This is a genomic window from Allochromatium warmingii (assembly GCF_900107145.1).
GTDB classification, from domain to species: domain Bacteria; phylum Pseudomonadota; class Gammaproteobacteria; order Chromatiales; family Chromatiaceae; genus Thermochromatium; species Thermochromatium warmingii.
This window is the reverse complement of record NZ_FNOW01000061.1, coordinates 1-12,773: the sequence shown is the minus strand read 5'-3', so window position 1 is coordinate 12,773 and position 12,773 is coordinate 1. Positions and strand designations below refer to the sequence as shown.

7 protein-coding genes and 1 pseudogene are annotated in these 12,773 nt (G+C 42.7%); all 8 read left to right on the top strand.

The genetic code is table 11. The features are described from left to right. Positions 1–552 (top strand): annotated as a pseudogene (locus BLW10_RS14345) (hypothetical protein); the annotation flags it as partial. Positions 553–623: 71 nt separating this feature from the next. Further along, the gene (locus BLW10_RS12940; protein ID WP_091335329.1) at positions 624–1,124 is read left to right on the top strand and encodes a hypothetical protein; all 501 of its coding nucleotides are present in this window, start codon (positions 624–626) and stop codon (positions 1,122–1,124) included. Between the two features lie 8 nt (positions 1,125–1,132). Further along, entirely contained in the window at positions 1,133–1,834 is a 702-nt protein-coding gene (locus BLW10_RS12935) for a hypothetical protein (RefSeq protein WP_143117084.1), read from the top strand. Between the two features lie 86 nt (positions 1,835–1,920). Further along, positions 1,921–4,254, top strand: a complete 2,334-nt coding sequence (locus BLW10_RS12930) for a phosphorothioated DNA-binding restriction endonuclease family protein (protein ID WP_483860458.1) — start codon at positions 1,921–1,923, stop codon at positions 4,252–4,254. After that, positions 4,251–5,858: a hypothetical protein gene (locus tag BLW10_RS12925; protein ID WP_091335323.1), complete on the top strand. Its 1,608-nt coding sequence runs from the start codon at positions 4,251–4,253 to the stop codon at positions 5,856–5,858. The genes BLW10_RS12930 and BLW10_RS12925 overlap by 4 nt, the downstream gene beginning before the upstream one ends. After that, positions 5,855–11,203, top strand: coding sequence for an ATP-binding protein (locus BLW10_RS12920; protein ID WP_091335321.1), 5,349 nt, complete (start codon positions 5,855–5,857; stop codon positions 11,201–11,203). Before BLW10_RS12925 ends, BLW10_RS12920 begins: the two co-directional genes overlap by 4 nt. Before the next feature lie 59 nt (positions 11,204–11,262). Next, the gene (locus BLW10_RS12915) at positions 11,263–12,138 is read left to right on the top strand and encodes a hypothetical protein (protein WP_091335318.1); all 876 of its coding nucleotides are present in this window, start codon (positions 11,263–11,265) and stop codon (positions 12,136–12,138) included. Continuing rightward, complete coding sequence (locus tag BLW10_RS12910) at positions 12,125–12,442, top strand: type II toxin-antitoxin system Phd/YefM family antitoxin (protein WP_245709404.1); 318 nt, start codon at positions 12,125–12,127, stop codon at positions 12,440–12,442. The genes BLW10_RS12915 and BLW10_RS12910 overlap by 14 nt, the downstream gene beginning before the upstream one ends. The last annotated feature ends 331 nt before the right edge of the window (positions 12,443–12,773 follow it).

Here is a 12,773-nt window from a genome sequence, read left to right as displayed (position 1 = left end):
TTGAATTTGATTGAATTGCGCAAAGCTGATCGGCTGGGAATGGGAGCGGGGCCGTTGTCGGATTGGGTGACTTTTTTTGAACATTGGCAGGAGGATCAACGCATGGCCACCATCAATCACGCACCAATTCAGCAAGCATTAAATCGCGTTCGGCAATTAAGTGCGGATGAAGAAGCGCAGCGATTAGCATTCGTCCGTGAGCGAGCAATGCGCGATGAAGTGTCGTATTTGAGCGAAGCGCGGCAGGAAGGTCATCAGGAAGGTTTGCAAGAAGGATTACAGAAAGGAATTGAAGAGGGGTTGCAAAAAGGAATTGAAGAAGGGTTGCAAAAAGGAATTAAAGAAGGTTTGCAAAAAGGAATTGAAACAGGCCAGCGCAACGCTCTTGCTACAACGCTTTTGCAATTGCTTACGCTCAAATTCGGTACACCGCCAGAGGTAGTACAGGCGCGGGTGCAGCAGGCGGATGCGGAAACACTGCACGGTTGGATAGCGCAGGTGCTGACGGCTGAGAATGTCGATCAGGTGTTTACGGCGGTTGACGGGCGTTAAAAAAGTAGTGGCGTTTCATAAAATATCGTTCACAACTTTAATTTTCAATCAAACAGAGGCTAAGTTAAAACATGCACCATACACTAACCAGCGAGATCGCAAACTCAATTTGCCAGCTTATAGCTACCGGTGATATTGAGAAAATTTTAAGTGCTTTCGATATTTTTTTAGAAATAGACTCTAGCATTATTCAAAAATCGGCTGAAGATTTTATAAATCAAGCTGATATTAGTTTAATTTTAGAGAATCGATTTTCAGGTGAAAGTTTGCGTGATCGTCTGTTAATAGAAGTTTTTTATGCAAGTATGCTTGACTATCTGTGTGAGAAATGTCACAAATTAGAAAATTCAGTTGAGCATGACATTCAAAATTGGATTGATTCTAATTCTCTTGAACTAGCACAATTCAATGCTGAAGTTTTACGTTTAGCTATACAAGGCGGAGGTAAACTAGAAGATATTGACCCATGTTTAAATCTTGTAAATCTCGAAAATCGCCAAAGAAAAATGCTAGAGGATACGTGGAGTAATATCGAAAATCGCGTGGATGACTTAATAAAAAATCTAGGCTAATTTAAGCTATGATAAAGCAAAAACAAAACCAGTTACCGTCTGCACTCAATCTCGAAGTTGATGCGCTTTCAAAAATTTTCCAACACACTACAAATTCATACAAATTTGTTTTCTTTCTTGCGCTTCTGGAGTTGCTTAAACTCCATTGTTTTAACTCGAAAAGAGTTTTCAGTTACAATGAGATCACCATAGAAATGTTAGTAATCGCGTGGTTTCCGTATAAATTTTTTGGGCTATCTTTTGGCGCACAAGATACTATTACACAAAAAATAGATAAATTAGAATTATGCTTTTCTACTTCAATTGATTTCTTTGGTCGAGATCGGCCAAATTTACGTAAAGCTTTACAAAAAACAGATCTTAAAGAAGCTGCACGGTTAATGGATTTTGTGCCTTATAGATTAATAATACCATTTCTCGAACCACAGTTACAACTAATTGATAAAGGATCTTGGATGTTGTTTGAGCGTGCGATGCCGTCTATTACTAATGTCAATTTCGAGCGGGCGCGTCCACTTTATTGTTTTGATAGTGACGACTATAACAAATGTGAGTCGATTCAATGGCACTCAGATTGGGTAAGCTATTTTGAACGCCATTTTCAAGCTATCGAAACTTGGGCAAAAAGCTGCTGGTTGGAATATATGCAACGCCGTAATCAAGATAAAATTGTTTTGTATGAAACACTATTTCCAAGCATCAATAATTGATGTTTTACGATTAACTTAGAACTGGTTTATTTTAAAAAAATGTCAAAGGCAATACATATTTTTGCCCAATTTGTGTTTTACAAAAAATGAACGATCTAATAGAAGCTTTTAGAAAAATTCGGATTTATGGGAAAGAAGAGAAACCATCTCTTCATAAACCCTTGTTGTTACTTTTTATGCTTGGGCGATGCTATCACGATAAACCACGAATGATCCCATTTTCAGTTATTGATCTTAAGCTTAAATTGCTTTTCGGCAAGTTTTATCAAGAAGCATTGCTTGCAGGAAATACACATCATCCTTTTGGTCGTCTCGAAAATGATGGAATTTTTGAAATCGAAAATAGCTTTGATTTAAGAAGAACAAGCGTTGGTCATTTTTTCAAAAAAGAATTAGCCGACAAAAATATTCATGGCGGATTTCAAGAATGGATTTATCGAAAACTAATTTCTGAAAAAGATTTTGTTTTGAAATTTGCGCATGAATTGCTTGATAGCTATTTTAAAAAGAATTTACATGAGCAAATCTTAAAAGAAGTTGGATTGCCGCAACGACATCAGCTAATTTGTGAAAACGGCGATCCAATATTTCAAAGCAATCAAAATAACATTGCTGAGAATACAGAAAACTCAACTACGAATTACTTTATTGATTATTTGAACTCACTGCATAATATTTCTGCTGGTGGAGCAAATGCTTTAGCAGAATCTCAAGCTACTAACCAATATTTTGGCGAGCTATATAAGCCGTTTCCATTAGTTGAAACGATTTTCAATATTTTGGGCAATGATAACGAACAGGTTGTCATTTTGACGGGTCATGCCGGCGATGGAAAATCAACTGTAGCGATTGATGTATTAAAACGCCTGCGTGGTCTTTCGCCGTTTGAACCATTAAATAAACCGCCGAATGAATTAGAAATCGTCGAACATCCGCATCAAGCTGGTCGTCAAGTCGCTATTGTGAAAGACATGAGCGAATTGAGCAGCGAAAAGCGTTTGCAATGGATCAGCGATGCTTTTCATCAAGCCGGATCGTGGCTCATTGTCAGTAATACCGGGCCGTTATTAAATACGCTACGCGATTATACGCATCATGTTCCGGGCGATATTGAAAGCCGCATTCTTTCCCGCCTCAATGCATCCTATACCGCCGATGATCTAAAAACCCATACACTCACTGAATTTGCTAAAAAGCTCGTCATTTTGAATATGACGCGATTAGATAATGTCGAGCTTGGGGCGAATTTGCTCTCGCGGATGCTCCAGCACAGCGGTTGGCAAGCGTGCCATGAATGCAGCATCGAGCAAGCAGCCTGTCCACTGCGATTGAATCGACAGGCTTTGCTCGATCTTGGCGATCAAGCTATTGAGCGCGTGCGCTGGATATATCAGCGGCTGACCGTTTATGAACAGCGTTTAACAATGCGCCAAATGGTTGCGCATCTTGCGTTTAGTCTGACTGGTGGAATGAACTGCCAGAATGCAAGCAAAAGCGTTGCAGCATCCAGTGCTGTTGGTATCAATCGCGGTCTTGATGGTTTAGGACAGATTATTTTTAGTGAAAACTTTTTTGGGTATCGTCACGGTAAGCTTTTTCCAGACAGTCAGCGATTGCGGGCGGTCGAATTAAATCAACGTCAGAGCTTCGGTGCGCCAGTTGCAGCGAATTTTGATCGTCAATTAACATCGAATCACGGCATACAGTGGGCGGAATTACCCGCTACACTTCAGCCGCTCGAAAAACGCTGGCGTTCATTAGCGCGTGAATCGGCTGGAACACAGTGGCGATTTGCATTAAGGCGTTTGCTGTATTTTTTCGCAAAGCCAATGCCAAATTTTGACGCTCAAGCTGAAGTTTATTTTGATAGTTTTTTACAATCGCCGCGTTTGCGTGAATTTGATCGCTGGCGTCAAACAGAATCCTTAGATGTTTCTAATGATTTAGAATCTTTGCGCTGGGAATGTTTACATATTTTGCTCGAACTCTATTCTGGTTTTAGCTTTGGACAGTTTACAAACAATGAAAATATTTATTTAACATTACGTCGGTCTGATTGCGAAATCTCGCAATCAACGCAACTGGTTGTTGCTAAACTGAATTTTGATGATTTTTATATTAAGTATGATTCGATTAAAGGGTTGCCTTTGCTTTGCTATCAAAACGATGGCCCCGAACTTGCCCTAACACTGCCTTTGCTTGATTTTATTTATTGGCGTCATAATGGACAACTTAGCAATGAGCTTTCACAAATACATCTTGCTCAACTTGATTGGTTTCGTGCTGAATTGTTGAACAAGTTTAATCAAAAAAATAAACAAAATGATATTATCATTTTGCGTTCAGGCATAGATGGACAAATTTATCAGCATCGTTATTTTATGAAAATTAAAGATAATCTCTTGGAGGTTAAGCAATGAAGAAAATAGATGATTTTTTGTTTGAAAATCAAAATAATATATTAAAACCTTTTCCAATTAAAGATAACAGTGAAAAGACAAGTCAAGCTATTCAACTTTACGGATTAAAATTTTGGAAAGATCAAACGCCTATAGAATATCTTGCTGAATTTTTGTTAGTTTTTACTTCTCCAAAAGAAGAAAATGGAGAATATACCAACAGCTTTATAATTGACAATCCTGACAAAACAAAGATCGATTATAATTATTGGCCAGAAGATAAAATTGCGCTTAAGTTATTTGCTTTTTTTCCATTTTCTAAACTTGAAACAAGACATCAAATTCATCGAAAAACTTATCTCGATGCGCTAGAAAAAATTAAAGAGCGTATTTCTGGAGGAACTGACATCCAAAAATCAGAAACTATACGCTTTATACAAAGTTTGCTTGCTGGATTTGTCGGTGTTGCGAACAATAGAACTTGGGTCACACACTGCTTTCTCCCCGCTTCAAAAAAACTTTTAAGTCGAGAGATTGTTTGGAAACATAGCGCATCAGAAAACGATAATATTGAATCATGGAAAAAAGCAGAACAGTATTTTTTATATAGCAAATATAATTACATGGGTCGTGGCGGTGAAGTTTTATTTTTACAACTCGCTAATCTTTTTTCTTCAATAGAATCAGTTGAGATATTGAACTTAGTTGATAAACCTGAATACGCGCACTTGAAAACAAAGCTATATCAGCTTAATGATTTAGTGACAAAAGGGCTGACAGACATCGTTGAAAATTCACTTGGCTCCATTGATTTAATTATAGACTTTTTAGAAAGGAATTTATCAGAATATAAGATTTTTGATAAACCTAAAAAAGCGCCGCTCGGTTGGGTTCCTGTTGCTACTAAAACAGAAGCATTGTTGTTTGCATCAGAAATTAACAATATTTGCTCTTTGCATTTAGGTGTTTTAGAAAAAATTGATTTGCTGCAAACGTTATGCTGTTTGCATGTTTTGCGTTCGTTGTGTTTTCAAGCGCATCGCTTTGATGACCAATCGCAACAAACATTAGGCTTTATTGGAAATTATGCTTGGATAACAAGCAATCCAAAATCTAAACCAAATGACGCAATGCGAAAATTAGCAGAATCTTCTTTTAATTTAATTGAAGCTGTTTTATATCGTGTTTTACGTCATCCCGATTTAAACAAAGTAGAAAAAAAGACTAAAAAGTTTGCAGAAGCTGATAAAAATGGTTTCAAAATTTTCAGAAAAATTGCAAAAGAAATCGGATTAGTTATTCCGCCTACAGGCAAAGGACAGCGTTTTTCACTCAATCCTAAATTGATGCGGTTTCTTGTTGCGGCATTAGTTCAACCCGGCGAACATATTCGCCTCACCGATTTTTACCATCGCGTTTTCGCACACTACGGCATTGCACTTGGCGGCGAACCGCTCACCGTCGCCTTAGCGTGGTGCAGCAATGGACAAGACAAACAATACGCCATTGACATCAATACCGATTGGGTAGAAGAAACCTTGCAACAAGGCGGATTTTTAATCGAACTGTCAGACGCAGTTTCAATTGTTCACAACCCTGGAAGCAGCAATCGAGATTGGACATGAACCTATTTGTCGAAACGCTCACTGATTACATCAAAATCCAATGGGATCAAGCACTCAATGCCACCGGCGGCACCAAAGAAGCACGCCTAATCGTACAAAGCCTCGACCCAGATACCACCTTTGAACTCTTTACTGCCCTTGACGCCCACCGCCGCGCTTGGTCACAACAGCGCATTATTGACTGCGAATTTCGCGTCGCTACCGGCCTCTGGAATAATTGGCTTCGCACCAATTACCATGCTGCCAACCGCTTTAATACCCAACCCAATTGGATTGACCGCGAAGATCGCCTTACCGCTTATCGCAACCTAACCCGCTCCAGCGATAAAGACGGCCTTGTTATTATTCTTGTCGGCTTTAATCACGCCACCGATCAAGGCGGATTATCCGGCTTTCATTTAGTCGATGAACAACGCATCTGGCAACACCTCGATCAAAGCTTCGTGCCCTGGATCAAAACCATCAACGAACGACTCGCTCTATCCAGCACCCAACGCGAAATTGAACAATTCGACGAACGTATTCACGAATTATTCGATGTTCAACCGCGTCAACTCGCCCGACTTGCCGATTTTCTCGAACATCAAATCATCGGCCCCACACCTAATTTTTATAATCTCAGCGAACTCATCGAACGCTTTCATGCTGAATTACCATTTTGGGATATTCCGCCATTACTCACCAACTCCCATAATTCCCGCAACATCAAAAAAGGACGACTCAAAGAAGCGGCTGTTTTTATTTCACATCAACGTTTTAAAACCACCGGCGAACAAAATAAAGCTTGGAATAAATTAGAACAAGCTTTTGATAACGGCACGCTCGGACTCCCCGAAACCACAGAACCTAATTTATACACCGATTTAAAAGATTATAAAAACACTCTACACGCCTTTATTCACACCATTGACGCCCACGCCCGCGAACGCCTGCTACATACCGACCTCACTCCAATACTCGATGCCCTCAAAACCCGCGAAAAAAAACCAGACCCTGACGAAATTCCACCTAAAACCAAAGTCCCACGCCTCAACGGATTGAGCCTAGATGTCATTCTACAAGCCATCTGGAAAACCCTTGTCGAATATCGCAAAAAACATTTAAATGTTAATTTGCTCGAATCACTTGCTGCGGTTCGGATTCAAATTCTCAGCTTTAATCATGATTTAGATGCAGAAGACCAAACCGCCGCCGATACCGGCGTTCAACACATGGCACGGTCACTGTTGCAAGGCTGTCTTGGCGGCTTGCCTGAATTGATTGCTCATATCGACTGGCGCTTACCAATCGACCACGATCAAATCAATGAACTGCGTGAAAACTGGGGACGCAAAATTGACCTCAGCCTAGAATTTGACGCCGAAACCATTACCCTCGGCAAAAGTCGCTCCCGCCCCTATATCCGCTTTGATGTCTGTATTTATTTGCACGACACATTTAAAGATGATGATAAACCCGCCTACAAAAAACCCTTTCAATGGGCATTTGGCCCCACCCATCCCGAGCGCGTGCGCTATGAAGGGGCACGCTTACTGATTCAAGACTATTGGCCAGCCTGCACCGAACCCTACCCGCTGCCTGCATTTCAAGTCCCCGCTGTTTATTTAACTGCGCTCTATTATGCCGCTGACGAAGACGAAGCAAATCGCCTCGTCAGCCAAGCACTTGGCGAATTACAACTCATTGACCTGCTTACAGAACTCAATGCAACAGTCGTTGAACCTCAGCTAATCCAAGCCACACGCAATTTATCTAGCCATTATCGCCAATGGCTCGGCAGCTATGTAGAAAACGGCTATTACTGCGCCAACGCAACTCATTATTTAACTCTAACCAACAGCTATGTCGAACTCGCTGAACACTTACTCAACCGCACAATCAATGGCAGCTCACCATTATTACGCCGTTTCTATAAAGCATTTTTGCTCGTCGATGATTCGCTCTACCCAAATCGATCAAATATTCCCCATAAACTTGAAGAAGAGTTTTTACGTGCTGGCGTTGCTTGGGGCTTAACCCCCGCCGTGATTGAATTAACCTATTGGCGAGCGCGTTTTTTATGTGATGGCTTTTCCGAAGTGGCCGCCGATCTAGTGCTTGGGCGTGATTCAGAAGCACCCTTTGCCCAATTACTCAATTTAGCTGAAATGCACCGCCCACTTGCGGCGCTTGTTGTTAATATCAATAAAAAATTATCCGCCGAAATTAAATCATTCGGCCTGCTGCATTATATTGGCGAACCGCCTGATGTTGAAAAAAGCCTCGCTGTTCAAACGCTTTTGCGCGAAGACGATCACGATGATGACGGCGCAGATGATACCCGCTTACGTGAAGAAAGCGACATTGTTGTACAGGTATTAAACGATTATCAGCGCCTCTATCCTTTTGCCGAGGACGGATTGCGTATTCTGGCGCTGCATGTCGAAGAATTAAGCGTTATTCTGTCCGGTGTTGATCGGTTTTTGCGCGATTATCTCAAACGTAGCTCCGCAGATTGGCCGGCATTTCATTGCGATTTAATGGTTTACACTACCTCATCGTCACCGATGGCAATGGAAAATCGGCTGATGGCATGGCGCGATACACTCATGGCCCGTTATCGAGAACGCAATCGCCCACTGATGCTGTCTGTTGGTCATCGTTTTGCGCCCACACGCGATCAAATGCTGCTCATGGCCGAGTATGAAGCACGACTTTATGACATCGCGTTTTTATTCCGCTTTTTGGCCGGTGAATTGATCGGCGAAGCTGAACCCGCCTCACCCTTTCAATTCAATTATAACCATCATAATATTAGTCCATTTCCAATCGCCGAATATCCGCGCCCCATTCAACGCGGCGATATACTCAAACGCCAAAGCCTATTAAGCAATCGCCGCTTGCGCATTCAAACCCGACATGCTGATTTATCGGCTCGCTTATGCCATGCACATGATAATCAAACCGATCATTTGATTTTTGGGCGCATTGATTTTACAGCTTGGTCAAAATTAGTTAATGGCTTACACACACGCGCTCATTGGGTCGCCTGTATTGATCCCTTTGTCGATAAACGGCTCTTGCGCACTGCTGAAGGCCAAGAGCGCCGTAAAATTCTCGGTTTTACTTCCGGCTTGGGCGCTTACGGTGAATTAAACCTTTCCATCTCCACCGAGCAAGATACATTAAGCCAATTAGCCGCTCGCGTGCGTGGTGAATTGGTCGAATTACTCCCATTTCAAGACGCCGCTGGCTTTGAAAAAATGGCCGAATGCGTAATTGAAGAATCCGAAGAAATTATCGGTCTCTCCGCCATTCATGCTGTTGTTGGCGAAGGTCAAAAAGTGCGCGAAGTGGTCGGTTTTGCCGCCATTCGTCGCCTGTTAGCGATTCCCAGCACTGCCGCAATGACTCAATTACTGCCGATTGATTCGCTGCTGCATTGGTTCAAAGGCGGTGAAACATCGCATCGCCCTGATTTATTACAGTTAGCCTTAATCTTGCCTGATAGTACAAGCACCAGTGATGTGCCGCTGATTCAAGCTACCCTGATTGAATGCAAACTTTCACAGCATAATCCCGAACATCTTAATAAAGCGCGTTTGCAAACCCAAGACGGCTTAAGCCATTTAACACAATTATTGATCCCGAATCGCTGTGATATTCAGCGCACCAGTTTTGACCGGCGTTATTGGTGGGCACAATTACAACGGGCGATCACCTCGCGCAGCGAAGTGAATTTATCCGAGGCGGATTGGCGGCAACTTGATAAAGCACTCGAACAAATCACCGAGGGCTATTTTAATATTGTATGGCGAGCCGCAATCTTTACATTTTGGACAGATATTGAAGGCGCAACACCAAATTTAACCCCTATTCCGCTACCCGCTGGTATTATTCAACCGCCGTTCTCGATACCAGAGGGCTTTGCGATTCAGCATATTACACTCGGACATGATGGATTAGTTGCGTTATTTGATGACCAGATACCCAATGAACGGTTAAAACTCGATTCCTGTGAAATCCGCATTGAGACAGCAGTCGAATCCAGCACGTCGATTATGCCGCCGGTATTGCCCGTGCCCGCACCAGATGAATTCGATCAACTCGAACCTGAACAAGAACTTGAATTAAAACCAACTCCGACTCACATTCCCAAGCCAATCGAGCCATTATTATTACCAGCGATTGATGAACTACGCATAACACCAGCGCCAACACCAAATACGCCGATCAATTTTGCACTACCAGAGCAGCTTTTAATTGGCACTCGCGCCAATGGTGAGCCGGTTTATTGGCATTATGGCCACCCGCAATTACCAAATCGGCATTTACTGGTATTTGGTGTTGCCGGTTCCGGTAAAACCTATGGTATTCAATGTTTACTGGCTGAAATGACGCGCCAGGGGTTGCATTCACTGATTATTGACTATACCGATGGCTTTTTGCCTAATCAGGTCGAACCGTTATTCGACCAAACTGCACGCCCGATGAATCATTTTGTTGTCACGGATCGCTTGCCCTTAACGCCCTTCAAATGCCAAGAATACGAAATTGACCCATCACGCCCTAAAATTAAAGAAACGCCCTATCAGGTCGCTTCGCGGGTCGCCAGTATTTTTAGCTCGGTTTATGACAGCATCGGCGATCAACAAAAAGCAGCCTTGATGCGCGTACTGGAAAATGGTATTGCCGAAGAAGCTGGATTTAAGCTGGATAAATTGCTCGACCGACTGCATGATGATAGTCAATATGGCGAAACGCTCGCTAATAAATTGGAACCCTTGATTAAAGCGCAGCCATTCCGTGAAGGTGCTCATTCAGCATGGCATGAAATGTTGACCGCCGGTGAGCATGGGGTGCATGTGTTGCAACTTAAAGGACTTGGGCGCGATGTGCAAAAGCTGGTCACTGAATTTGCGCTCTGGGATTTATATGATTATGCCTGCAATAACGGTAATAAAAATCGCCCAATTCCAGTAGTGCTCGATGAGGTGCAAAATCTCGATCATCGAAGCGATTCGCCGCTAGATAAAATGATTCGTGAGGGGCGTAAATTTGGTTTAGGGATGATTCTTGCTACCCAAACGGCCAGCCAATTTAGCGCCGAGCAACGTGATCGTTTATTTCAGGCTGGTCATAAGCTATTTTTCAAACCCGCTACCACTGAAATTGATAGCTTTGCCAAGCTATTAGCTCAATCACCGGGCGGAGTCTCGAAAACTGAATGGGCACAACGTCTGTCTAAATTAGAAAAAGGGCAATGCTGGTCACTAGGATGGGTGCGCAAATCCAGCGGCAGCCTTAAAGAAGAAGCGGTATTAGTCTCGGTGACTGCGTTAGCGGAACGGGGGCTGTGGGGTTGAGCGAATTAAAAATTGCGTGCTAAAGCTGCGAGACAAATATTCCGGTTTGGAATTTTTATATGCAATCACATGATTTATCCTTACCACTGAATTTCCCGCAAACCTTTTTACCTGATCGGCGTTTGCTAAGGGCGCTATTAGCGTTTGCTGCATCAGGTGGCAGCGGCAATAAAGTGGCTATTGGTCATATAACCGGCATTCCAACGGGTAACAGTACAGGCAAAGTCGAGCCAATGATTCGCTATGCGCTGGGCATGGGTTTAATTACTGCGGCAAAAACTGGTAGTTCATGGCAGTTAAATCTAACGCCATTAGGTACGATGGTGCAGCGCGAAGATCCCTTTCTAAGTGAGCCAGTCACACTTTGGTTATTACATATTTTGCTATCGCGTCGGTGCGGTCACAATCTTCCAGCCGTTGGCGTAGCTGATGCGTGGTTTGCGCTCTTTGCCGAAGGCGGATTTCGCCTCGGCACACGCTTTAATCAGGCTGATTATTTTGATTTTTTGCGCTCCCGTTATGGCGAAAAAAGTTATCTTAAATCGCTCTCGGGATTAGTGCCACGCATGTATGCTGAGGACAGCAGTTTTGCTGCCATCGGTGCCTTAATTCTCGATGATGCAACTGATGCGCCGCATTGGATACGCACAGCCGCTCCGATTGAGCACGCTTTTTTTCCTGCTTATGCTGCGTATCTTTATTTGTTGTGGGATGAAAATTATGCTGATACCCGTCAAGTAATTTTTGAAGACTTTGCACGCGATATGCGTTTGCTGGCTTTACTTGGCTGGAATGCAAGCGATGTTCAGCATTGGCTGGATTGGTTAGCGGATAGCGGTTTAGTTAAAATCGACCGCTATACCGGCGATGCAGTGTTATTGCGCTTGCGCGAAACTGATGAAGTTGTGAATGCGCTGTATAGTGAGTTGGTTTAAGATAATTTCAGCGTTTTTAACACAAGATGGCAGTGTTAGAGGATTAAAAACGATGCAAACAATATCGCTTAATGATACCCAAACTAATTTTGGTGTGTTTCTTGATTTAGCGCAGCATGAGCCTGTGCGCGTGATGCGTAATAATCGCGTGATTGGTTTTGTGGTGAGTGCTGATGATTATGAAGCAATGCGTGAATTTTACGCACAACGCTTACAACATCAATTAGATGAGACCGCTGAAGCAGCGAGTCGCGCAGGGTTGACTCCAGAGATTTTAGATACGTTGCTTGCTGATGAAAGCTGAATCGAGACAACGGGAAAAATTTCGTCTGGTGATCGACACTAACATTTGGATTAGCGGTTCTCTCAGTCGAAGCGGCACACCAGGACAGCTTAGAGACTGTCTAAAAACTAAACTATTGATTTTGAAGTAGATTTTTTCGAGAATATGGCAAATTTTGCGAGTTAATTAACCCCACTCATATCGTGAATATGACTTCAGAAAAAAACTCTTCGCCAAAATACCCAAGCGATATCTCCGATGAAGAATGGGAGATTGTCGAAAAAATCTTCGAAGAACTCGAGCCTTATACAACAGGCCGCCCAAGATCAAGTGATCTACGCGAAATCTTGAA